The following is a 23,288-nucleotide window of genomic DNA, read 5'->3' as shown; positions in this document are numbered from 1 at the left end:
GGAAGCGGAGGATGGCAAAATATCAACTAATAAGTGACTATAAACATATCGAAACATATAAAGAAAGCTTTAATGAATTAGCTCAAAAGGTATTTGGAATAGACTTTAGTAAATGGGATGAAAATGGTTGCTGGAATGATAACTATATATGTTATTCGTTTATCTATAGGGAACAAGTAATAGCAAATGCCTCTATCAACAAAATGACCGTTGTGTGTAACGGGATTGAATATAAAGCTATTCAAGTTGGTACAGTAATGACACATCCTGAGTTTCGTAATCAAGGTCTTTCTAAAAAATTGCTGAACCATATCATTGAAAAGCATGAAAATGAAATAGACTTTATCTACTTATTTGCGAATGAAACCGTTTTGAACTTTTATCCGAAGTTTGGATTTGAAAAAGTACAAGAAAGCAGCTTTTCTCTTTGTATAGCTGATTTAAAAAAACAAACGGTGCCAACCAAGACCATACGCCAATTAGATATAGAAAATCTAAGTGATTTGCTACTGATGAAGGAATTTGCAAAGAAACGGACATCTATTTCAACCAAATTAGCTGTCGAAAATAACGAGCAACTATTAATGTTTTATTTTCTCCAAGTATTTAACGACGCAATTTTTTATATCGAAGAGGAAGACGTAATCGTTCTCTTTAAGAAGGAAGATGAGCAACTTCATATTTATGATGTCATCAGTAGAAAAGAAGTGGAATTGGAAACCATTATAAATTATCTAATTTCCGATGAAATAAAACGAATTCATTTCTATTTCACACCAAATGACAAGATTAAAAATATCGATACAAAATTTATAACAGCGAGTAATGATACATTGTTTGTCCGTCCATTACTAAAAGCTCTACCGAACCATTTCTTATTTCCTTTGACATCCCACGCATAAATTGTAAGAGAATATATATAAAGAGAAGGATAGAAATTAATATTCTAATTGGGGAAGTATGGAACAATCTACTTACATTAAACTAAAACGGGTAAGAAATTATATCAATGGGATGAGAAATGATCAAAAGGGAGTTAGAGGGAGTGTGGTAATAATTAAAGATACAGATATTATCTCTTCTAAAGGTTTTGGCTATGCTTGAAAACAATCCTCAAATAGCGGGATGGATGTGATTCTTTAAGAAAGGGAGATTTCTCGTGAATGAAATGGAAGTAACTCCATCAAGCAATACTTTAGACTACTAAGGATGATATATATTAGAATTAACGGAGTATTAGAAATATTAACGAAAGAGGGGATATAGATAATGGAAGTAAAACTGTTAACTCTGCAAACGAATAATATCAAAAAAATGAAGAGTTTTTATGTAGAGACTCTTGGATTTCCATTGATTAAGGAAGATAGTCATAGCTTTTGCATTAAAGCTGGTTCAAGCAAATTGAAATTTACATCAGAAAATGTATTGGGGAATCCATATTACCACTTTGCTATTAACATTTTTGCTAATAAATTTGCAGAAGCAAAGTCGTGGGTAAAAGAAAGGGTTGCATTAAATATTAATGATGAGGGAGAAGATGAAGTGTATTTTTCCAATTTCCAAGCTCATTCTCTCTATTTTTATGATCCTTCTGGAAATATAGTAGAGTTTATTTCAAGGAACTCTATTTCCGAACAAGATGAGGCTCCTTTTTCTATTGAAAGTGTTATAAACATCAGTGAGATAGGGGTAACGGTCAGTGATGTAGCAGCCGCAGGGAAAAGATTGATGGAAGTGGGAATTAATGAACGGGATAATAAACCTTTAGATCTAACATCCATCAACTTTATGGGAGATAAATCAAAAGGCATCTTCTTAATCCTTAATAAACCAGGAAGAGAATGGTTCTTCTCTAATAAAATTTCAGCTGTATTCCCTCTGGAAATTATCACCTCGCAGCATCACACAATTGTGGTTGATGTAGAAGGGAATTTAGAAGTTCTATAATGAAACTCAACAGCTGTATTTTTTTAAAATTTAAATGTTGTTTTATATAAGACGAAATATAAATTGTATAAATTTATATTTGAAACTAAAAGGTTAATTATTCGTATAAGGTATTATAGATTAGAGGAGGTTGGAGAAAATGGATTATACTAAAATATATAGTGAGGAACTGATTACCTTAGTACAAGAAAAAATAAAGTCCGTCGGTGAAATTAAGGCGGTGAAGTTTGTGAGAGAACAAACAGGCATGTCCTTAATACAAGCAAAAAAGTTTGTAGATTTTTGTAAAGAATAGATATAGAATTTAGAGTCACTATATTGTGGCTCTAAATTCTATTAAGAATAGCTTCCATTTTTTATCTGCAAATATATAAAGTTCAACTATCCAAACTGTTCTTAAACACAGCCAAATATAAGTATAGATTGATATTCTAGAAAAGTTAAGTGAAATTAGGTTTAAATGTAACCTTATTAATTATTCTTTTCAAACAAAAATGAGATTGAGAAATTTTATGGATAGAGATAAAGACTACATTCGTTATATTCGAGGAAAAGTGGGACATGATTTAATATTCCTTAATTTTGCTGGTGGTATTGTTTATAACGAACGGAATGAAATTCTTTTACAAAAACGAGGAGATAGAAATGAATGGGGGTTTCCAGGTGGTGCGATGGAACTTGGAGAATCTCTAGAAGAAACAGCTAAACGAGAAATACTTGAGGAGACAGGAGTAAATGTTGAGGTTGAATACCTTATTGGTGTTTACTCTAAATATTTTGGTGAGTTTCCGAACGGAGATACAGCTCAGACTATCACTCATTTTTTTCAATGCAAACCAATTGATGGAGAACTTATCGCAGATGGTTCGGAGACTTTAGATTTAAAATACTTTCCAATAGACAAAGTACCGAAATTATTCACCAAACAACACGAGGATGCTTTAGAAGATTGGCTTTCCAATAGAAAAGCGGTATTTAAATAATATCTACATTGTATAAGTATTTTAATAAAATTAGCCTATCGGGCAATAAAAAATGTTCAGATTGCTGACAAAAGCTCATGAGAATTGGGATATTCTCATGAACTTTCAAGGTCTTATTATAGGAAAAGCACTAATGAGTATGTGTATTCAGTATTATTCCTCCATATAAAACGCTGCTTTCGAAGGCCGTGTATTAAAGATAAATAATATAATTGTTACTGCAAACATAATGGTGCTTCCTAATATGATAACAGACTTAATGGAAATCATTTCAGCCATTATCCCAAAAAGTATGGTCGAAATAATGATAAAAAAGGCTTCAATGCATCTGTACACACTACCAATCCTTCCCATTATATGTACGGGAATATTATTTTGATAAAATGTGTTAAATCCGGTGTTAAGAAAAGCCATAGAAAAGGAAAGGATAAAAAAACCAATTGCTGCTATCAAAAAATTAGCAGAAAATGCATAAATCAGATATCCGATCGATACCATTAAGGATCCAAGACCAATCAGCCAAGAGGTAGCAACCTTTTTAACAATTATGATATTTACTAGTGCGCCAACAATTATCCCCGCACCAGCAATACTCACCAGAAATTCATAATCTCTCTCTGACAATAGAAGCACTTCTCTCGAAAACGCTGCTTCCAGTGAATCTACAGCAGTTGCCAAAACCATCACTGTACTAAAGAGTAAATAAATAATGATAATATACAGGTGGTTCCGGCTAAAATCGACAACTAATCTCCAATCTTGTTTTAAAATCTTTAAAGTTATTTTTTTATCTTCTGTTTCAATAAAATCATTTTTTTCAATATTTGGCATAATAAGTGTGATAAGAGCTGAAATGAAAAGGGCTATTGCATTACTATAGATGGCAAAATTAGGTGTGCCAATCATAAATAGCATTCCCGCTATGGCAGGCCCTATCACAAATGCTCCAGAATCAATTAAGCTTCGAAGTGAATTAAACCTTTTTCTTTGATCTGGAGGAATTAACTTGGTAATGTACGGTACTGACGTTTGTTCATACATGGAACTAGCTACATTAATAAAAAAAACGAGTGTATAAATGGCAGAAAGAGATGATAGGGAAGGCAATAAGGCAATGAACACTGCTTGGAATATATTCAGCAAAACCATCAGATGTTTTTTATTCAATCGGTCTATTAAACTACCGGACCAAAAGTTTGTAAAAAATGCAGATAGAGCCCTAAGGATATACAACCCCGAAACAGCAAGTACTCCCATCCTATCAAGAACGATTAAATTTAGTGCTATAAAATAGACCCATTCTCCAATACTGGAAACACCAATGCTTGATAATAAGATAGAAGGGTATTTCCACGACTTCACTAACTTGTTTATACGCAATTTATTTCCTCCTTAAAAATGTAAAATTGGATAATAAAAAAACTCACCCCCAAGATTTTAGTCTTGAGGACGAGTTGCTGCGCGCCGTGGTGCCACCCCAGTTTGATAATATGTTACCATATTATCCTTTGTAGGTACGGTATGAACCATACGTATACCCTAGCTCGATAACAGGAGACCTGTCACACCATCACCTATATGGATCCGATGTGCCGCTCAGAGGCTTGCTTCCAACCATTATTCCTACTCCTTTCCACCAACTGGAGCTCTCTTTGAAGAATTGCATGATTGTACTCTTCTCTTCATCGCATGTATTTGTTTATGGCATTTTAATGTTATTTACCATATCAAACCTTCTAGGGGATGTAAAGAAATTTTTAAAAATAATGAAATAATAATTATTATAATGAATGTGTATAGTTTCTCTTTTACGAAGGGGCAAGATGAGCTTTTCAAGAAGGCGATCTTATAATAAAGAATTATAAGAAAAGCCATCGTTTCGATGGCTTTATCTGAATACATTATTATATAGTAGAATTAATGTTGTTAAGCCTTAAATTTTAACTTTGCACATATTCCTTTAAAAAATCATCAACGGCTTTTTCATAAGCCTCTTTGTTCTCATTATAGCTTTGAGCATGTGTACCATTAACAGCAAAAAATAATTTTTTTGGACCTTTCTTTTTATCGAAAAGTTTTTGCGTCATTTCTGGCAAGATAAAATCATCTTTCTTGCTATGGATAAATAACATCGGACTTTTTATTTTATCAATGACAGAGATAGGAGAAATATCTTTAATGGAATAGCGAGCTCTGGCACGTAAAAATAAATTAGCGATAGGAATAAAGATTTTTCCAGGTAGTTTTATTTCCTGTTTGATGACATAATCTAAAAGCTCCTTGAAATCGGAAAATGGACAATCCGCAATATAGAAATCGGCGCCATCCTCGATTCCGCCAGCATAAAGAATCATTGTTGCTGCACCCATCGATTCACCATGAATCCCTAAAAGAATATCTTTTCCTTTTTCTTGTTTAAGCCAATCAACAATTTGCTTTAAGTCAAATTTTTCGTAATAGCCAAAGCTTGTATTTTTCCCGCCCGACTCTCCATGTCTGCGATGATCGTAAATAATACCATTGAAGCCTCTTTCTAAAAATAAGTTCATATATTTAATCGAACTCGTTTTATTTTCCGTGACTCCATGGGAAATGATGACATATTTCTTCGTATCAAAAGGCTCTACTAGGATTGCTTTTAAATCATAACCATAAGGAGAAGGAATGGTAATTTCTTGTTTAGTTAAATTTTCATAAGAAACAGGGTCTAATCTGCCAGCTTCTTTTTCTCTATTTACAATAAAGTCATTGTCTTTTTTCTTCATATACATTAATCGATTGGAACAGTATAAACCAATGGAAGTAATAAATAATAACACAGAAAACAAATAACGAAACAGCTTTCTCAAACCAATTCCTCCAGTAAGTTGAAAAATTTAGCAGAAACTAATTTGAGTGTATCATTTCTTTAGAAAGAAACAAAATGGACAACTTCTTTAATTATCAAAAATTAGACTTATACAGATGGCTGTTATGATAAAAAATTTTATGCAAAATGAAATAAATGGTTACAGATAAAGGTAGCTGGGAGAGAGAAAAGCCACACCTTCGTAGAAGGTGTGGTGTGGCTTGGACTACTGTTTAGAATTTTGTCTGTTTGTTGGATGGATGGCCTTTTCTAATTCTTCTGCGGCAATTGTTTGTTTGACAGTATCTGCATTAGGCTTACCAGCTTGACTGTAGCCTTTGTCGCGTTTCTGAGTCATCATGCTTCCCCCCTTTTTTATAGAAGTGAAGATACTAGCAATCGTCTTCGTATCCAATTCTCTAATATAACTTGAGTAAAAAAATATGTTATTATACATACAGCATAGTAAAAAGAAGGGTGAATTATGGCAGAACATCATTTTTATTTAAAAGCTGATTGGCCAGGATATCGAAATGATATTGGGACAATCGAAAGTGGCAATTTAAAAACAAAAATATCGATTCCAAAAGAAATGGAAGGACCTGGTGTCGGTACTAATCCAGATGAAATGCTTCTCGGAGCAGCAGCAACTTGCTTTATTATTACACTTGCTGCAATGATGGAAAGAAGTCGACTTGAGAAGGAAAGCTTAACATTAGAATCAGAAGCAGTAGTTGATGTCACAAACGGTGTATTTACTTACAAAAAAATTATTCATCGCCCGAAGATTGTGCTCAAAAAAGAGGCTGCTGAAAAAGACATAAAGCTTGCAGCAAAACTTGCCCATAAAGCGGAAGAGAGCTGCATGATTACAAGAGCGATTAAAGGGAATGTAGAAGTCGAATTAGAAGAAACAATAGAACTTGCACTGTAAAATCCAAAGAAGGAGGGGGATTCAGATGGCAAAGCAGCGGAGACATGTACAAAAAACAAAACAGGAGGATAAGCCTGTTACATTAGGGGATCTTCTAAATGAACAGTTAGCAGATCAACTGAAAAATAAAAAGCAAGAACTAAAACAACAAGAAGAGGCCAAGCAAAAAGCAGAAGAAGAAAGAAAAAGAGAAGAACGTCGACAAAGAGAAAAAAATAAAAGTTTTGAAGAACTGTTAAATGAAAATGCGATGAATTGGAAGGATTTTAAGTAAGAAGAAAAGGATATCGATTAAGGTATCCTTTTTTAATAATTACTTTATTTCTGTTATTTTGGTGAAATTTTTTTCTTTTATTTGACTATTTTTGGGGTGAAGCAAAGCTTGGAATTCTTGAAATAACGCAGCAATTTCCGTTTGTTCATTGATTAAAGCAATATTGGCATGATAGTCTTGTTCACTCTGATAGGTCGTGATTTCCAGCCATTTTGTCGGATCATCATTACTTTGTAAATAGGTTGTTGTTGAATCGATATACTTGCGATAGATGTTGCTTGCTTTCTCTTGAATACAGAAATATTCTTTGATTTTATCGGCTGGAATATGATATTCATATACTTTTACATACATTTACTCTCCTCCTTCGTTTTTAATTAATTTGTAATTCTTATTTTAGTATGTTTACAAAGACATTTAGTGAGAATGCATCAGGATAAGAATATTTGAGCTGAATATTCTGTGGATTTGACTGTATAAATGTTTGTTTTGCCTATAAGATAGGGAAAAAAGAGTAAAGTTGAATCGAATTTGGAGATGATAGAGTGGTAAACTTGCAATTAAAGGATAGAGAAAACATAGTCGAACGGAAAATTCGCTATGATTCTACCATAGAAGAATATCAATGCAAACTTCTTCAATCGGATAAAAGGAAAATCACCCTCTTGCATCAAGTGGAAAAGTCATTTGAAATGAGGAAAGGCAAACAAAAACTAGTTATTCCGAAAGGGACCTATACGTTTGCTTATTATTGGTTGGATCAGCCATATAATTTATACTTTTGGCGAGATGCAACTGGAAAATATTTAGGGGCGTATTTCAATATTGTGAGAAAAAATTGGTTTCAAAATGATATGGTTATCTATGAAGATTTAATTATTGATATTGTCGTTAAACCTAATCAAATGTATTATATTTTGGATCAAGAAGAATTACCTCAGCCCATTGAAACGTTTGAAAAAGGATTTGTTCAAAAAGCATTACAACAATTGTTAAAGCATAAAGATGGTATTCTTGCAGAGGTATCTAGAGAAACAGCAGATTTGTTTCGCCTATAAAATGGAGCTATGTACGTATTTTTAAAGGGAAGCTCCAGATCATTGCAGCAAACTTTATGAATATCCTAAAAAATATAGTATGCTCATCTTTCTTTTGTTAAAATTTAACTTAAATTGGCGGGCTTTATTTGAAAGGATGAAGAGCTTGACTATTACCCACGAATTTGGAATCATTGAAAATTTCAATAAACAGTATGTATATAATCATTACACTCCAGATATTTATGATTGTATACCTGTAAATGATGATTTTATACAAGAGCTGATAAAACCATTAGCGATGATGAAAACATATTTCCATACATCTGAACGACCGGCTAATGGTTTAGCCTATTACGGAATAACACTTATTCCTCCTGAATCGTTACCATTTTTTTTAGATATCGTTGCGTCTAAAAAATCAGGGCAGCTTATTGATCTAGCTCGAAAAATAACAGCAGCGCAGGAAGCAGAAAAATACATGATTCACTATGGGATTTAAGCCATAGTAAATCATGTATTTTTGTCACTTTATTTTTTACTTTTACTTTGAAAATAAGAAATATTTAGAAACGTAAGACCTATTGCTAAGCCAAGAGAGGTAAAAGAAAATGCAAAAGTCTTCTGATCCGGATGAAAAAAATAAGAAAATAGATAATTAACTAAGCTGAATAAGAGAAACAGGCAAATACATTGCGATACCTTCTTCGCCAATAAAGACCAGCTAAAGTTTTTCTTCCACGTGAATACTGCCATCCATAGTAAGTAAAATATAAAACAAAATAGGAATTTGATATATCCAATGATAAAATATAAAACAAAATAGGAATTTGATATATCCAATGATAAAATAAAAGGGAAAAGTGGTAGTAAAATCTTTATAGATAAAATAAAAAGCTATTCCAGTTAGGAGGAAAAAATAATATATAAAAAAAGGGTTAGCCTGCTAAAAAAATTATTCATATTACACCTTTTTCTAACTTTTATTAATACTATGATTCTAGCATTACACTACAATAATTATAAGCGAAAGTGGTAGATTAATCCAGCAGGCTAAAATAAATGTCAGTAAGAGAGTTAAACTTCATCCTCATCATCCAAATCTCTTCCTTTTTTATTCCGTAAATAATAAGTATAAAGTACAGGTATGATCCCGCATATAAATACTATTCCGCCAATAAGAACACCATTTAATATACGCTCTCTATCAGAGAGGATTATCAGAATTCCAATAAGCACGGAAAGCAGAGTGACAATAGTAATAGAAAGAGATAGTCCCTTTTTAGGGTCCTTTTTGCTGTTTTCATGATCGACGCTTATATTCATTGATAGATAGGCTGAAATGATGCTAGTAATAATAAATACATACCATAGCGGATTGTCTCTCATTCCAGCTAAGCCCTTTGTAATAAGGTCATAGCCTAATATGCCAATAATACCAAGCGTTTGAATGATATAGGCTACTTTAATATTTTGTAAGTTTTTCATAATTAGACGTTCATCTTTTATTTTTTTCACTTTTCTTCCTCCTTGTCTACCCAAAATAATTCATCTAATGTTCTGTTGAGGGAATAACAGAGCTCAAGACAAAGTTTTAAAGTAGGATTGTATTTTCCTTTTTCAATAAGACTGATTGTTTGACGAGTAACGCCAATCTTATCTGCTAATTGCTGCTGGGTTAAATCTGCTTGAATTCTTGCAATTTTAATATGGTTCTTCAAGGCAATCCTCCTTATTGATGGAATGTATATATTACATTATAACTAATATATATTGCTAAATGCAATATATATATTCCGTTTGATGATTGTGATTCCATAAAAAAGAGAGAATCACTACTTAAATTCTCACTTTTTTATCTTCTATTTCTTTGTGAACGTCATTACTTCTTGCAAATTTGGAATAGAAGAGGAGGCCCCTTTCCGTGTTACAGCAATTGCAGCAGCTTTTGCAGCCATTTGCAAGGCATGTTTTATTTCCGCCTGCTGGGAAACTTGACTTAAAAAGTATCCTAAAAAGGTATCGCCAGCAGCGGTTGTATCAACTGCATCTACTTTAAAAGCGGCTTGTCTATGTTCTTCTAAACTATCTTTATAAATTACGCCTTCATTGCCCAATGTTAAGACGACTTTTAGCTGCTTGTTTAAGGATAAAAGCTTTTGAAAAATCTTGTCATTTGTATGTTCATTCGTAATGGCTTTTGCTTCTATTTCATTTAATATTAAGTAATCAATTTTTGAAAAATCTAGGTTGGTAATTGTCTCATCGATAGGTGATGGATTAAGAGCAATCTTTAATCCTCTTTTGTGTGCAGTTTCCACTATGTATGCTAAATCGTTTATTTCATTTTGCAATAACAGTAAATCGTTCTGGGAAAAATTCGCTAAAACTTGGTTAATATGATTGATTGTTATTTCTTTATTTGCTCCGCCTAATAAAAGAATACAGTTTTCTCCACTAGCAGAGACTTGAATAATGGCGTGGCCAGTTGTGTTCCCATTCTCACCAATCCAATCAACATTTACATTTGCTTCCGCTAATACTTCTTTTAAAAATAAGCCGTCTTTTCCAATATTCCCTCCGTGGTATACTTGTGCTCCAGCTTTAGCAAGTGCAATTGATTGATTTAATCCTTTTCCGCCCGGAAATTCTTCATAATTCGTAGAAGATAAAGTTTCGCCAGCAGAAACAAAGTGAGGAACCGAATATACTTTATCAATATTTAAAGAACCAAAATTCAAAATCTTCAAGTCTTTCCCCCCATAGTTTTTAACTTATTTATAGAATATCACTGATTTTACTTTAAATAAACGGGTTAAGTTTGTTAAAGTAATAAGATAAGAGGAATTATTAGGAAATTTTAGGAGCGTTTTGGGTAGTAAGCAAGACATGAAAACTGATTGGTTAAAGGCTTATTTATAAGGAGGAGCAAAATATGAAGCATGCCTTAATTATTGGAGGCACAGGAATGCTTTTTGATGTGTCTGGATGGCTGGCTGAGCAAGAGGATTGCAGATTATCTATTGTTGGCAGAAAAGCTGCCCCAATAAATAGTTTAATAGATAACCTGGACGATAAAACGAAAATAACCCCCTTACTGGTTGATTATACAAATCACACTGCGTTTAGGGAGAAATTAGAATGGTCTATACAACAGAATGGACCAATTGATTTGGTTGTAGCATGGGTTCATTCGATAGGAAAAAATGCTTTGAATATAGTAAAGGACGAACTTTCCGAAAGCAGACAGAATTGGCGTTTGTTTCACATTACTGGGAGCAGCTCGGATTTGTCCAAAATAAAGAAGGAACTAACGATTCCCCCTAATTGCAGCTATCATCAGATTCAATTAGGATTTATTGTGGAGAATAGCGTCTCCAGATGGCTTACACATAAAGAGATTTCAGCTGGGGTGATTGATGCCATAAAAAATAATTGGAAGAGAAAAGTAGTAGGTGTAGTGGAACCATGGGAGAAAAGACCATAGACAGTGTTTAAAAAGGAAATGGAGGAAAAAAGATGTCAGAAGATTTTTATTGTGACGAAGTTCTTAGTGGAAAAACAAAGGTTAGAAAAGTGATGGAAACAGAAAATGTGTTAGCATATTATCATACAAAACCCTTTTATCCAGTTCATATAGTAGCAATTCCCAAAAAACACATCGCTTCTCTTATTGCATTAGAAGAAGGAGATAATCATTTACTATTGGAGCTTTTGGGTGTTGTAAAGCAAGTAGCTGCTACCGTGACAAAGGAACATGGTGCATGCAGAGTTATCACCAATCTTGGCAAGTATCAAGACTCCAAACATCTTCATTGGCATATTGTTCATGGCAAACCGCTAAGGTAAATGGTCGAATCTAAAAATATAGTAAAATATCATTATTCATTTCAAATACTGAATATTTCTGAAACGGAAATTATTTAATAAGGGAGATTACAAGCTAGGAAGGGGCGCCCCCTATCCTTATGTTCACTACTGAAAAAGGGTTTTATGGAAACTTCACCGGTAAAAGGAATAAAAACCATTTTGTTGTTCAGAAATGGTAGATTAGGAGATCTAGAAATGCTAACCCTTTACATAACAAGACATGGAGAAACACAGTGGAATATAGAAAAAAGAATGCAAGGATGGAGTGATTCAGACTTAACGGAAAAAGGAAAAAAGAATGCAGTATTATTAGGTGAAAGATTGAAAGAAATAGAATTTGCTGCAATCTATACAAGCCCTAGTAAAAGAACGGTCGCAACAGCGAACCTTATAAAAGGAGATAGGCAGATTCCGATTATTTTCGATGATCATTTAAAAGAAATTAATATGGGAAAATGGGAAGGAAAGAAAGCAGAATATTTGAAAGACAGCTATCCAGAAGCATTTGATTTCTTTTGGAATGCCCCTCATCGTTACAAATCCAGCGATGGCGAAGATTTTTTTGCAGTGGAAAAGAGGGTTAAACAAGCATTAAATATAGTGAAAGAAAATTATGCTTCGGGTAATGTTCTGCTTGTAACGCACTCCGTGGTGATAAAGTTATTACTAGCAATTTTTAAAGAGCTGCCAATGGAGAAAATCTGGGAACCACCTTTTATTCATGATACTAGTCTTACTGTTATAGAAATCAACGGTGATATGGGCAGGATTGTATTAGAAGGGGATCTATCACATCGGGTGTAGAGATATTTTGACTACTCCTGTTTATATTTTTTACCACCATTTTATGCTTAAGGCATTAACTTTTTAGATGACTATTTATATAAAATGTAGAGGACGGGAAAAAGATAAAAATATGGAAGAAGATTACCGATAAAAAAGAAGAAGGAGAATTAAAGTCGTTTAAAATCAGCAAAAAAAGATTTAAAAATAATTGAAAGCTTGAAGGTCAATTGTCTTTTATATTAAGTATAAAATTCATGAAACTAAACAACGATTATAGAGAGACTTACAGGGGGAGAGTTTTTTGCGAAAAAAAGTGCATTTATTTATAGCTATTATACTGCTGTTATCATTATTTGTTCCTTATGGTTCTAACAGCAAAATAAAGGCAGCTTCAAATGCGATATCGATTAATTTCCAAGCAGATGATGCAGTGATTGATCCAAATCGCCCATATATTTATATGGTAGAAACAGGTAAGCCTATTTTGCATAGAGTAAATTATCTAACGGGAGAAATAAAAAAGATAAAACTTAAATACCCAGCAGAAAAAGTGGAAGTATACAAGGACAAAGTCTATGTGACTCAGCATTTAATGAAACATTCATATTATACGGAAAAGGGCTTAAAAGGAGCCATTGCAGAAGTGGATGCCGGAAATTTTACTTTATTAGATACCTTTCCAATATCCACAGATCCATGGGATATTGCGATCGATCAGAATGGCTACCTTTATATAACTCCTGGTTCTAATCAATGGGAAACTATTAAGGTTTATTCCTTAAATACGAAAAAAGAAGTAGCAGAAAATGCTGGCGATGATAATACATCCATTTACATGGAATCTAGTATTTCCTACAATGAAAAGTTACACCGTCTTTATACATTGGACTCAGCAATAAGTCCAATAGATGCCTATGCCTACCTAATTGATAATGGCAAGATTGTAGACCATTATGACTCCCCATATCACGGAGACTATCATTTAAGCTCGGAAATGGTTATAAGCCCAGACGGACAATATATGTATAATATGAATGGGGTTGTATTTCGTTTATCAACTGGACAAGAAGAGGATATGACTTTCGATTTTGAATTTAGGATGGCCTATGATGAGGAAAATAATGAATATGAAACTTTTAATGACATTGCCTTTGATGATTCTGGAAGCAGAACTTATATAGCTAGTAGTTTTGGGGGAATAGATGTTTATGGCTATGGATCTGCCGATTATTACTATTCATTAAAAGAAGATTATTTTGTTCATTCTCTTTTTTATCAAAATGGATTAATTGCTATCTATGAAGATGAGAACGGAAATAACTATGTAGAGTATATGAAAAACACTGAGCCGTCTTCCTTTGAATTAACGGATTCATTGTTTTATGATGTTAAAAATGACGAGTGGGCAAGTTTAAGACAAGATAATAGTAATCTGGAAATCGATTCTGAACTTTTATTCTTTTTTAATCAGGGGATTAGATGGAAGGATAGAAATGGAATAACTCTTATGGAGGGAGATAAGAAGATTCCTATTCAAATAGAGTCTGATGATAATTATTTGCATATACTCCCAGAATTATTAACAAAGGGAAAAAAATATAAATTAACGATAAATAAAAATGCTATTACCGGTTATGCAGGCAAAAGCTTGGATCGTGATATTGTCATAACATTTGGAACGATTGTTGAACCAGTGTCAGAGGTGTTTCTGGAAAAAGATAGTTCACAAGCACCCAAGATGTATACATTTATTGGAGGAACTACGGGAGGAAGCAATCCTCTATATGAGTTTTATATAAAAGAGGGGAGTAATTGGAAAAAAATACAAAGTTATAGTAGGAATAATAAGCTAGAATGGCAGCCAGCAGGTACTGGAACTTTTCAATTTAAAGTATATGCGAAAAGTTCTGGTAGTAGGAATCTCTATGATTCTGTACGCGAGTTTAGCCAAAAAGTTACAGATACAATAAAGCCGAGTATTACTATTACACAAAAAACTAAGAAACCAACAAACCGAGATATAGAACTCCAAATAACCGCAAAGGATAATTTGGGAATTCGGTATATCCAGCTACCTGATGGGAAGAAAGTGAATAATGAAAACGTAAAGTATATGGTGAAAAAGAATGGAACATATACCTTTACTGTTGTAGATTTGGGAGGAAATAAACAGGTTAAGTCTATAACCATAAAAAATATCGATAAAACACCTCCAAAGGAACCTCAAATTAAGGAAGTTACAGATAAGTCGACAACTGTATCAGGAAAAGGAGAAGTAAATGCAAAAGTTGTAGTACTGGCAGGTAAAAAGGAACTAGGAAAAAGTACAGTACAAAAAGATGGTCGTTTCCAAATAAAGATTTCAAAACAAAAGGGAGGAACCAAATTAGTAATTAAGATAATAGACGCAGCTGGGAATAGTACATCCAAAGCAATAAAAGTTATCGACAAGACTCCTCCAGCAAAGCCAAAGATTACGACAAATGTAACATCGAAGACGACACTTATTGCTGGAAAAGCAGAAGCGAACGCAACTATTACTATTTATCATGGAAAGAAATTCGTGCAAAAAACAACAGCTGATGGAAAAGGTTCCTTTAAAATGACAATCAAAAAACAAAAGAAAAATACAAGCTTATTGATATATGCACAAGATAAGGCAAAGAATAAGAGTCAAGCAACAAAAATAAAAGTGAAATAAAATAATAGGATATCGTTTGTGTAAGAAAAGACGATATCCTATTATTATAGTTTTTTCCATAGTTTCTATAATTCGAAGTTTTGGCAGAAATGAGTGAACATTTTGAGATGGGGAGTGGAGAAACATTTTGAATAAAATAGAGCTGATTGAATTAACCGCAGAAAATATACAAGCAAATGGCTGCTATTGTTTAAGAAGCAAACAGAAGTCAACAGGCTATCAAGCAAAAAAAGCATGGTTAATGGATCAATTTGGACAAGGATTGAAATATATTCAACTAATGGAGAATGACAAGCTGGCCGGTTTTATTGAATATACACCCATTGAACATTCCTCCAGAGTAGTATATGGGGAAAATTACTATGTCATCCATTGTCTATGGGTAAATATAACGGGTAAAGGCTATGCAACTCAGCTAATTGAAAAGGTAATTCAAGATGCAAAAAATCATAAAAAGAATGGCATTATCGTGGTAACAAATCCAACAACCTGTTGGACGCCAAGCAAGGAAGTTTTCTTAAAAAAAGATTTCACTGAACTAGAAGATGCTCCCTATGGATTCGAGTTATTAGTCTACAAAATAAATGAAGCAGCAAATCCATATTTTCCGAATGATTGGGAAGAACGACTGACACTTCATAACAACCAATTAACCATTCTCCGCACAGCGCAATGCCCCTATATCGATATAGCCATCGATAATGTAATAGAAGCAGCTAGTAAATTACAAATAAAGGCAGAAATTCACCATCTCCAAACACGTGAAGAATTATTAAAGCTGTCGCCAACTCCATATGGTGTTTATGGAGTGATTTTTATGAATAAATTAGTCGCTTATCACCGGCTTACAGTTCATTCTGCGATGAAAAGAATGAAGGAATTTATATAAACAGAGAATTACCGAAAGTGGACCTCTTTGCAGGAATCCACTTTTTATTTTTGAAAATATTTAAAAAAAGTAAAACTTTTTAGAACTCTATCCGTCTATACATAGAATTTTTAATAAAGGAGGGGAAATGGTGGAAAATGAGAAAGATAAAATCATCTTAGAATGGTATGAAAAGTTTGGAGAAGCTATTTTTAAATATATTTTCATCATGATTCAAGATTATCAGCAGGCAGAAGATTTAACAAACGATACTTTTTTGAAAGCTTTTATCCACTTGGAAACATTTAAAAGGGATGCAAGTGAAAAAACGTGGCTGTATCGGATTGCTCATAATCTCACCGTCGATATGATTAGAAAAAAGAAGCCGGTAATACTGCTAAAAGAAGCTTTTTTATTTAAAAAAGATGAGAATCCATTACCTGAAGAGATGCTGCAGATCAGAGAACAATCATTAGAAATTTACAAGGCGTTAAGTACCTTGAAATCAACTTATCGAGAAATCATTATTCTAAGAAAATTAAAAGAATTCTCTATTGAAGAAACGGCAGGGATTTTAGGATGGTCAGAGGCTAAAGTGAAGTCGACCTTATTTCGAGCCATGAGAGCTTTGGAGAAAGAATTAAAAAAGGAGGGAGAATTAAATGGAAAAATTATATAAGGAACAACTAGATGCAGAATTGAGGGACTTAGAAGCTGATATATATTGGAATAAAGAACGAAAAGATGCTTTGCATTTAAAGCTGAGGGAGCAGATGAAGAATAATCGGAAAACGAAAAATGCACTTCAACCATTCCCTTTTGTGGCAATTATAGGAGCGGCAGTGATTCTCTTTCTTTTCACTCAAATGGAAATGGAATCACTCCCATTTGAAAAAGGGGCAGCAAAAAATGCAGCTTTCGATATGGAAGCGGATCAAGATGAAGGAGTAGTTTTTACAGTTGAAGAGCAGAATAAAATCGAAAATAAAACAACTGTTTATCTATCAGAGGAAGCGATATTACCATATAACCTAAATACTAATAATTTATCTTCCATTGTAGTTGCCGGTGAACCAAAAATAAGTGCGAGAAAAGAAAAACGTTCCATTCTAGTTAATGTTGATTATCCGTTAAAGAATGGCCAATATTTTTCTATCCATTCAGAAAAAAGGCCTAATAATATGCGAGGAAACGGAATAAACAGTGTGGTGAAAAAAGAATACGAGATCACGATTAATAATCAAGAGGCTGTTTTAGTAGATATGGAGAAAAAGCCAAAATTAATACTAAAAACAGATAGATACCAATATACTATCTCGGGTGTAAAAGATGTAAGAGATTTAATCAAAATTGCCGAAATGATAGAATTTTATTGAAGAACAGAATGTTAAATTTGTGATTGGAAAATTAATTGTTATTGCTAGCGAGGAAAATCCGAATGGTAAAAATAAGGGAGAGTTAATACGTTGAGAAATAGGGGTTCTGTTGTTATTAGCCAAGGGAACAAAGTTTGTTTAATTAAAAGAGTAAGAGATAATTCCGTTTATTTTGTTTTTCCTGGCGGAGGAATTGAAGCAGATGAAACGCCCTGAGCAAGCAGCTAAACGGGAAGCATTCGAGGAGTTAGGGGTAACTGTCGAACTAAAAGAATGCCTTGTAGAATTAGAGAAGCAAGGAACTCCGTATTTTTTTCTAGCTGATATCATTCATGGAACGATTGGATCAGGGCAAGGTGAAGAGTTTACTAATTCTAATCGAGATCGTGGCACTTATTTGCCTATGTGGGTAGACATAGATGATTTAACCGTTATGGATGTAAAACCTAATGTCGTAGCTAAAAAAGTACAAGAATATTTTGCTAGAAAGCATTGATCTTAGAAAAAGTGACCTTTTTATCGAAGGTCACTTTGCTTTTTTGGTTTTGGAAATTTAATCATATTTTGAGGTTTAATGGTATAATTTTGAAGGGGAGCGAACCGAGTTTTGATCTTAAAAAGTTTATGCTAAAAAAGCATCATATCAGGTTGACTGGTATGAATTTGTATTTTGGAAATTGTTTTGGCTGACAAAGTTGACAAATAAAAAATAGGTAGGCAGACGACATGAAAATAGAAATACGAACATCGCAAGAGAAACCAATAAAGGCTTGCGAGGTGATAGAACTATATAAAAATGCAGGATGGTGGAAGGAAAGAACGGAGCAGGATATAGAAAAAATGTTATCCCAAACATTTGCTGTAGGTGCATGGGAAAAGAACAAGCTCATTGGGTTTGCAAGAGCAATATCGGATGGGATTTTTAGAGCGTATATAGAGGATGTTGTTATTTCCAGCTCCTTTAATCGGAAAGGAATTGGCATAAAGCTAATTGCTAAAATGGTAGATGAATTATCTAATATTGATGTTATCAGTTTATTTTGTGAGGAAGATTTAATTTCCTTTTACAACAAGAATGAGTTTAAAAAAAGCAACTCACAGTTTGTCATGCATAAAGTAAAGAAATGAAAATGGATTATACTTCCCTAGTTTTTGATAGGAGTGAGAATTTGAATTTAATAGAAAATATAATTGCAATGAAGGAACAAGAGTTAAAGTACTTCTTAGGAAATGATAAATTGGATGAAATAACATCGGATGAAAAAACAAAACAGAAAGTCATCCTGTCCATGCTTAAACATATTGGCTCCCCTGATAGCGAGTTAAGAGATAACTTGATTTATCAAACATTTTGTCAGTTTATATTGGAATCCAAACTAGATAACGATCTATTAATTGAAATATTAGATATTTGTACAAGTGATCAATTTTTATTTAAAGGAATTGGCGAAAAGAATACAGATTCTGTTTTCACTCGTTCTTTCACCTCTTTATTAATAGCACTTATACTTTATCAAGATAATCGCGATGATTTCTTATCAAGGGCAAAGGTCCTTGAAGTGAAGGATAAGTTGATTAGCTATGTAAATCGTGAAAAAGATGTGAGGGGATATGTTAGAGAAAAAGGATGGGCCCATAGTGTTGCACATGCAGCAGATGCTTTCGATGAACTTGTCAAAAATAAAAAAATGAAGCAAAGTAATTATCCAGAAATAGTGAAGGCGATTTTGGGTAAAATCTATCAGGCGGAGAGTGTCTATATTCATGATGAAGAAGAACGCATGATTATTCCCATTGTACAAATGGCAGATAACGGTTTAGAGAAGGAATTGTTGGAATCTTGGATAAAAAATAGGAGGAAGGAGTTAGAGAAAGATAAGAATGAATTAGAGGAAGAAAATTATTGGTTTTTGGTAGCGAATTGCAAAAATTTCTTAAAAAGTTTATCGTTGACAATAATAGACAAACCTTCCTTATCTTCTCTACAGCCAGTCGTACTCCATGCTATAAAGGAGATTTATTAACGATGGACTGGATACTATTTGATACGCCAGATTATTTACAGGGAGGTAGTGCTAAACAGCAGCAAGCATATTTAGCATTGAAGAAATTAAAAATAAATGAAATTTTACATTCTTATAAGCCAATTCTTAGCGGAACCATTCCAATTGGAGTGGATATAGAGTCTTCCGACTTAGATATTATAATGGAAGTCTACGAATTTGAAATTTTTAGCCAGATTATCATCGATTATTTTGGAAAAATGAATCATTTTCGCCTAAAAAGATTAATGATTAGAGAAGTAGAAGTAATCAAAGTAAATTTCTATTTTGATGGCTTTGAATTTGAATTGTTTGGTCAGCCTATCCCGGTTAAGCAGCAATATGCGTATCTCCATATGATAATTGAACACGCCGTTTTAAGGATAAATCCATCCGTAAAAGAAGAAGTACTTATACGAAAGAAACAAGGCTATAAAACAGAGCCAGCTTTTTGTCAGGTTCTAGGATTAAAAGGTGATCCTTATCAGGCGCTGATAGAATACGGGAAAGCAAAGAGATTCATTTAAGTATCAGCAGAAAAAGGCAGGGACAACAGTGGAAAGAAAAATAATCGGTGAATGGAAGTTTTATCAATCTACGAAAAATATTCAAAATAAAGACAAAATTGTAATCTTATATCATGGTTGGGGTGGAACAGCGAAGGGATACATAGAGTTGGCCGAAGAAGTTGCTCAAGAAGGGTAAGGCGTATTAATTCCTGACATCCTATATCACGATGAAAGATTTCCTTTAGAAGATCACTTTGATTACAACATTACTCAGCAGTACTTTTGGGATACTATTTTCCATACTATTGATGAATTCAATGATTTTTTAGGCGTAGTAGGAATAAAGAAAAACAGTATCATATTAATAGGCAATTCAATGGGGGGATTTATAGCAAATGGTATTTTTGCGAGAGAGCCTGACATAAGTGGCTTAGCAAACATCAATGGCTCGGGTTCCTTCCTCCTTACAGAAAAATTATTTCGTATACGAGATGATAGAGGAGAGATGTCTCAAGAAGAAGAGAAGTTATTAAAGAAATACGATCCAATAAACACAACGAGGAGTCTATCACCAGTTCTTCTTATGCATGGAGATAGTGATACGATAATTCCAATCGAGGGTCAAGAAAATTACTATAAGTATCTTAGCCAGGAGAAGGGAAGAACCAATGTGGAGTGGGGAATTTTTGAAAAAGTGAATCATGCAATTACACCCGAAATGGTAGAGAAACTTATTGCTTGGTTAAAGGAAATTTAAAAAAGGATGAGTGGATAAGATGGACTTAATATTTATACGACATGGAGAGGGAGAACATACACTTAACCTTCCTGCTAGTTTACAAAAAAGAAATCCTTCTCTCACAAAAAAGGGGAGGGATCAAGCTAATAAGCTAAAGGAACGTTTGCCTTTAACCACTCAGGATATTGTGTTTATTAGCCCCTTAGTAAGGACATTGGAAACAGCTATGCTATGGACTGATGGAGTCGATTGTAAAAAAATAGTAACTCCTTATGTTTCTCCAAGGATGTTCCCTCTCTTAACGAATAAACAAACCTTGCCTTGTGATCTAATGATGGAAAAGGAGAAAATACTAGATATTTTTCCTGTCTTTGAACTAGACGACAATCCCCCTGAGTCATTATGGGAGAACGGATTTAATACTGTTATAGATAGTGAATTTACAAGACAGGCGGAAGAATTTTTAGCAAATTGTAGACATTTAAAAAAAGAGAAAATCTATATTGTTTCACATGACGGCACCATTACTTCCTATCGCCAGTTAATATTAGGGAGACCGTTAAGTAGAGATGATTTTCCGAAAGAGACAGGGTGGTTTCAGATATCATGTTGATTAGGATGGGTGTGTATACCGGTAAAAAGAAAATTTGGTAATCATAAAAACTGGAAACGGATAATAGAAAAGCAATATGCTCAAACGTTTATGAAGACGGAAGAGTTTACAGGATATTTGGCGCTCTTTCATTCAATAAAGGTAGTGGAGTCAGTAACAAAAAGGTATGATCAGAAAGCTGTGTGTATCCTTGAAGATGGCTATATGTGGCTTCATCAGTTTCCCTTATATAAACATCATTCTGTCACTACTATGTTTAATGCAAATGGAGATAAGGTTAGTGGGTGAGGCTGAACAAAAAAGCAAATAAAAACCACTAAACTTTGATCTGAACCCAAAAAGTTAGACACGGGATTTAGGCAGCTACTAGGGCATGAGTTCGATATTGCACCGGACTCATGCCTTTTAATTTTGTCTTAATCCGTTTGTGGTTATAGTAGTGAATGTAATTCTCTAATTCTTCTTTAAAATGCTCCATACTCTCAAATTCTTTTAAATAGAGTAATTCAGACTTTAATAAGCCAAAGAAATTCTCCATGACTGCGTTATCTAAACAATTCCCCTTACGTGACATACTTTGAGTAATCTCATGTTTCTTTAAAGCATGTTGGTACTTCTTCATTTGATAATGCCAACCTTGATCCGAATGGAGGATAGGGGTGTCACCCTCTTTCAAATGCTCAAAAGCTTTGTCCAGCATTTTCGAAACAAGTAGATAAACAGGACGCTTTTCTATGTTATAAGCGATGATTTCTCCGTTGAATAAATCTAGAACGGGGGACAAATATAGCTTCTCCCCGTGTAGATGGAATTCTGTTACATCCGTTACCCACTTTTCGTTTGGTTTCGATGCTTTAAAATCACGTTCCAAAATATTTGGGGCTATTTTCCCTACTTGCCCACGGTAGGAACGATATTTTTTCATACGCACAAGACACTTTAATCCCATCTCATTCATAAGACGGCGGACTGTTTTATGATTTATTTTGATGCCTCGGTTATGTAATTCTAATGTGATCCGACGATATCCATATCGTCCCTGATGTTCATCAAAAATCTCCTGAATTAACTCTTTAACTTCCTTATATTTATCTGGGCGATCCATTTGTTTTACCCAATAGTAATACGTACTACGCGCAATACCAGCGACCTTTACTAGATCAATCACTTTAAATTCTTGCCTTAATTCATAAATTATTTGCGCTTTGTCCTGTTCTGTAGTTTTTCCTTTTCTTGAATTAAGGCATGTAACTTTTTTAAGTAAGCATTCTCCATCCGTAAACGTTCATTTTCAGCTCGTAATGCTTCTTCAGACCCTTCTACTGGTTGAGGTTTATTCGTTTCCTTTTTCATTGGTGGGCGCCCCTTTTGTGTTGGTTTCAGGGCGTCAATTCCATGTAATTCAAAACCTTTTTGCCATTTTAGAATGGTACTATGTGTTGCAATGTTAAATATTGCAGCAGTTTCCCTTATAGACGTCCCTGTCTCTCTCATATAATTCAGTACGTCTAGTTTAAACTGTGTTGTATAAGATGTATAGGGTTTTATTAAAGCATCGGCACCATGATATTCATATTGTTTTATCCAATTTAATAAGACTGTATGATGTACCCCTATGGATTTCGCAATAAATTTTACCCCCTCCGTTCCCTGTAGATAACGAATAACTGCTTCTATTTTTTCCTCTATATTAAATTTAGACATATAAAAACTGCACCTCCAACTGTTAGTTTGTGTCTAACAATTGGGGTGCAGTTCAAC

Annotated in this window: 31 protein-coding genes, 1 pseudogene and 1 other annotated feature; of the genes and pseudogenes, 24 read left to right on the top strand and 8 right to left on the bottom strand. The window is 33.7% G+C overall.

Annotated elements, in window-relative coordinates:
* The first annotated feature begins 11 nt into the window (after positions 1-11).
* From NSQ89_RS12270 to NSQ89_RS12250, 5 genes are all read left to right on the top strand, one after another.
* Entirely contained in the window at positions 12-902 is an 891-nt protein-coding gene (locus NSQ89_RS12270; protein WP_047941083.1) for a GNAT family N-acetyltransferase, read from the top strand.
* 58 nt (positions 903-960) lie between these two features.
* The gene (locus NSQ89_RS12265) at positions 961-1,104 is read left to right on the top strand and encodes a hypothetical protein (protein ID WP_328282663.1); all 144 of its coding nucleotides are present in this window, start codon (positions 961-963) and stop codon (positions 1,102-1,104) included.
* A 165-nt stretch (positions 1,105-1,269) separates the two neighbouring features.
* Positions 1,270-1,947, top strand: a complete 678-nt coding sequence (locus NSQ89_RS12260) for a VOC family protein (protein ID WP_341132672.1) — start codon at positions 1,270-1,272, stop codon at positions 1,945-1,947.
* Between the two features lie 139 nt (positions 1,948-2,086).
* The gene (locus NSQ89_RS12255) at positions 2,087-2,242 is read left to right on the top strand and encodes a hypothetical protein (RefSeq protein WP_156485413.1); all 156 of its coding nucleotides are present in this window, start codon (positions 2,087-2,089) and stop codon (positions 2,240-2,242) included.
* A gap of 217 nt (positions 2,243-2,459) precedes the next feature.
* The gene (locus tag NSQ89_RS12250; RefSeq protein ID WP_061798405.1) at positions 2,460-2,930 is read left to right on the top strand and encodes an NUDIX hydrolase; all 471 of its coding nucleotides are present in this window, start codon (positions 2,460-2,462) and stop codon (positions 2,928-2,930) included.
* 153 nt (positions 2,931-3,083) lie between these two features.
* On the opposite strand, the gene NSQ89_RS12245 is transcribed toward NSQ89_RS12250, so the two are convergent.
* From NSQ89_RS12245 to NSQ89_RS12235, 3 genes are all read right to left on the bottom strand, one after another.
* On the bottom strand, positions 3,084-4,304 hold the full coding sequence (locus NSQ89_RS12245) for an MFS transporter (protein WP_445668970.1): 1,221 nt from the start codon (positions 4,302-4,304) through the stop codon (positions 3,084-3,086).
* A gap of 68 nt (positions 4,305-4,372) precedes the next feature.
* Positions 4,373-4,625 (bottom strand) — a binding site (T-box leader).
* A 245-nt stretch (positions 4,626-4,870) separates the two neighbouring features.
* The gene (locus tag NSQ89_RS12240; protein WP_047941075.1) at positions 4,871-5,779 is read right to left on the bottom strand and encodes an alpha/beta hydrolase; all 909 of its coding nucleotides are present in this window, start codon (positions 5,777-5,779) and stop codon (positions 4,871-4,873) included.
* 225 nt (positions 5,780-6,004) lie between these two features.
* Complete coding sequence (locus NSQ89_RS12235; protein ID WP_268874817.1) at positions 6,005-6,139, bottom strand: hypothetical protein; 135 nt, start codon at positions 6,137-6,139, stop codon at positions 6,005-6,007.
* A gap of 123 nt (positions 6,140-6,262) precedes the next feature.
* Between NSQ89_RS12235 and NSQ89_RS12230 the strand changes: the two genes are divergently transcribed.
* Positions 6,263-6,712 carry an OsmC family protein gene (locus NSQ89_RS12230; RefSeq protein WP_061798399.1) on the top strand — a complete coding sequence of 150 codons (450 nt, stop codon included), beginning with the start codon at positions 6,263-6,265 and terminating at the stop codon, positions 6,710-6,712.
* A 25-nt stretch (positions 6,713-6,737) separates the two neighbouring features.
* Positions 6,738-6,986: a YqkE family protein gene (locus NSQ89_RS12225; protein ID WP_047941071.1), complete on the top strand. Its 249-nt coding sequence runs from the start codon at positions 6,738-6,740 to the stop codon at positions 6,984-6,986.
* 39 nt (positions 6,987-7,025) lie between these two features.
* On the opposite strand, the gene NSQ89_RS12220 is transcribed toward NSQ89_RS12225, so the two are convergent.
* Positions 7,026-7,340, bottom strand: coding sequence for a hypothetical protein (locus NSQ89_RS12220; protein WP_341132670.1), 315 nt, complete (start codon positions 7,338-7,340; stop codon positions 7,026-7,028).
* 191 nt (positions 7,341-7,531) lie between these two features.
* Here NSQ89_RS12220 and NSQ89_RS12215 point away from each other — a divergent pair, with 191 nt between their 5' ends.
* Both NSQ89_RS12215 and NSQ89_RS12210 read left to right on the top strand, forming a co-directional pair.
* The gene (locus NSQ89_RS12215; protein ID WP_061798397.1) at positions 7,532-8,044 is read left to right on the top strand and encodes a DUF402 domain-containing protein; all 513 of its coding nucleotides are present in this window, start codon (positions 7,532-7,534) and stop codon (positions 8,042-8,044) included.
* Between the two features lie 136 nt (positions 8,045-8,180).
* Entirely contained in the window at positions 8,181-8,525 is a 345-nt protein-coding gene (locus NSQ89_RS12210; protein ID WP_412973380.1) for a short-chain dehydrogenase, read from the top strand.
* A 575-nt stretch (positions 8,526-9,100) separates the two neighbouring features.
* On the opposite strand, the gene NSQ89_RS12205 is transcribed toward NSQ89_RS12210, so the two are convergent.
* The 3 genes from NSQ89_RS12205 to NSQ89_RS12195 all read right to left on the bottom strand — a co-directional run bounded on the left by NSQ89_RS12205 (position 9,101) and on the right by NSQ89_RS12195 (position 10,773).
* Positions 9,101-9,541 carry a hypothetical protein gene (locus NSQ89_RS12205; RefSeq protein ID WP_341132669.1) on the bottom strand — a complete coding sequence of 147 codons (441 nt, stop codon included), beginning with the start codon at positions 9,539-9,541 and terminating at the stop codon, positions 9,101-9,103.
* Positions 9,538-9,744, bottom strand: coding sequence for a helix-turn-helix transcriptional regulator (locus tag NSQ89_RS12200; RefSeq protein WP_047941067.1), 207 nt, complete (start codon positions 9,742-9,744; stop codon positions 9,538-9,540). Before NSQ89_RS12200 ends, NSQ89_RS12205 begins: the two co-directional genes overlap by 4 nt.
* Positions 9,745-9,885: 141 nt before the next feature.
* Entirely contained in the window at positions 9,886-10,773 is an 888-nt protein-coding gene (locus tag NSQ89_RS12195) for a ribokinase (RefSeq protein ID WP_144545239.1), read from the bottom strand.
* Positions 10,774-10,958: 185 nt separating this feature from the next.
* Here NSQ89_RS12195 and NSQ89_RS12190 point away from each other — a divergent pair, with 185 nt between their 5' ends.
* The 15 genes and pseudogenes from NSQ89_RS12190 (at position 10,959) to NSQ89_RS12120 (ending at position 21,815) form a co-directional block, all read left to right on the top strand.
* Positions 10,959-11,510 (top strand): short-chain dehydrogenase, encoded by a 552-nt coding sequence (locus NSQ89_RS12190; protein WP_047941065.1) that lies wholly within the window; start codon positions 10,959-10,961, stop codon positions 11,508-11,510.
* A 32-nt stretch (positions 11,511-11,542) separates the two neighbouring features.
* Positions 11,543-11,872: an HIT domain-containing protein gene (locus tag NSQ89_RS12185; RefSeq protein ID WP_047941064.1), complete on the top strand. Its 330-nt coding sequence runs from the start codon at positions 11,543-11,545 to the stop codon at positions 11,870-11,872.
* Between the two features lie 216 nt (positions 11,873-12,088).
* Positions 12,089-12,697 carry a histidine phosphatase family protein gene (locus tag NSQ89_RS12180; RefSeq protein ID WP_341117909.1) on the top strand — a complete coding sequence of 203 codons (609 nt, stop codon included), beginning with the start codon at positions 12,089-12,091 and terminating at the stop codon, positions 12,695-12,697.
* A 283-nt stretch (positions 12,698-12,980) separates the two neighbouring features.
* Complete coding sequence (locus NSQ89_RS12175) at positions 12,981-15,380, top strand: Ig-like domain-containing protein (RefSeq protein ID WP_341132668.1); 2,400 nt, start codon at positions 12,981-12,983, stop codon at positions 15,378-15,380.
* A gap of 127 nt (positions 15,381-15,507) precedes the next feature.
* Positions 15,508-16,269: a GNAT family N-acetyltransferase gene (locus tag NSQ89_RS12170; RefSeq protein ID WP_341132667.1), complete on the top strand. Its 762-nt coding sequence runs from the start codon at positions 15,508-15,510 to the stop codon at positions 16,267-16,269.
* 127 nt (positions 16,270-16,396) lie between these two features.
* Entirely contained in the window at positions 16,397-16,927 is a 531-nt protein-coding gene (locus NSQ89_RS12165) for an RNA polymerase sigma factor (protein WP_047941062.1), read from the top strand.
* Positions 16,911-17,624: a DUF4367 domain-containing protein gene (locus NSQ89_RS12160; RefSeq protein ID WP_341132666.1), complete on the top strand. Its 714-nt coding sequence runs from the start codon at positions 16,911-16,913 to the stop codon at positions 17,622-17,624. Before NSQ89_RS12165 ends, NSQ89_RS12160 begins: the two co-directional genes overlap by 17 nt.
* Positions 17,625-17,714: 90 nt before the next feature.
* A pseudogene (locus NSQ89_RS12155) lies at positions 17,715-18,120 on the top strand (NUDIX hydrolase).
* A gap of 230 nt (positions 18,121-18,350) precedes the next feature.
* Positions 18,351-18,752: a GNAT family N-acetyltransferase gene (locus tag NSQ89_RS12150; protein ID WP_095258906.1), complete on the top strand. Its 402-nt coding sequence runs from the start codon at positions 18,351-18,353 to the stop codon at positions 18,750-18,752.
* Positions 18,753-18,793: 41 nt separating this feature from the next.
* Entirely contained in the window at positions 18,794-19,648 is an 855-nt protein-coding gene (locus NSQ89_RS12145) for a DUF2785 domain-containing protein (protein WP_341132665.1), read from the top strand.
* Positions 19,649-19,650: 2 nt separating this feature from the next.
* Complete coding sequence (locus NSQ89_RS12140) at positions 19,651-20,193, top strand: DUF4269 domain-containing protein (protein ID WP_341132664.1); 543 nt, start codon at positions 19,651-19,653, stop codon at positions 20,191-20,193.
* 28 nt (positions 20,194-20,221) lie between these two features.
* The gene (locus NSQ89_RS12135) at positions 20,222-20,371 is read left to right on the top strand and encodes a hypothetical protein (protein WP_341132663.1); all 150 of its coding nucleotides are present in this window, start codon (positions 20,222-20,224) and stop codon (positions 20,369-20,371) included.
* Between the two features lie 9 nt (positions 20,372-20,380).
* A complete protein-coding gene (locus tag NSQ89_RS12130; RefSeq protein ID WP_341133160.1) occupies positions 20,381-20,932 on the top strand; it encodes an alpha/beta hydrolase family protein in 552 nt (183 codons plus the stop codon).
* A gap of 19 nt (positions 20,933-20,951) precedes the next feature.
* The gene (locus NSQ89_RS12125; protein ID WP_047941058.1) at positions 20,952-21,527 is read left to right on the top strand and encodes a histidine phosphatase family protein; all 576 of its coding nucleotides are present in this window, start codon (positions 20,952-20,954) and stop codon (positions 21,525-21,527) included.
* A 9-nt stretch (positions 21,528-21,536) separates the two neighbouring features.
* Complete coding sequence (locus tag NSQ89_RS12120) at positions 21,537-21,815, top strand: hypothetical protein (RefSeq protein ID WP_341132662.1); 279 nt, start codon at positions 21,537-21,539, stop codon at positions 21,813-21,815.
* Between the two features lie 67 nt (positions 21,816-21,882).
* Here the strand turns inward: NSQ89_RS12120 and NSQ89_RS12115 are convergent.
* A protein-coding gene (locus NSQ89_RS12115; protein ID WP_095259293.1) for an IS3 family transposase occupies positions 21,883-23,231 on the bottom strand; the annotation gives its coding sequence in 2 pieces (ribosomal slippage) (positions 21,883-22,775 and positions 22,775-23,231; 1,350 coding nt in all).
* Positions 23,232-23,288: the final 57 nt, after the last annotated feature.

Source organism: Niallia sp. FSL R7-0648 (assembly GCF_038007005.1).
Lineage (GTDB): Bacteria > Bacillota > Bacilli > Bacillales > Cytobacillaceae > Niallia > Niallia circulans.
This window is presented reverse-complemented; position numbering and strand designations above follow the sequence as displayed.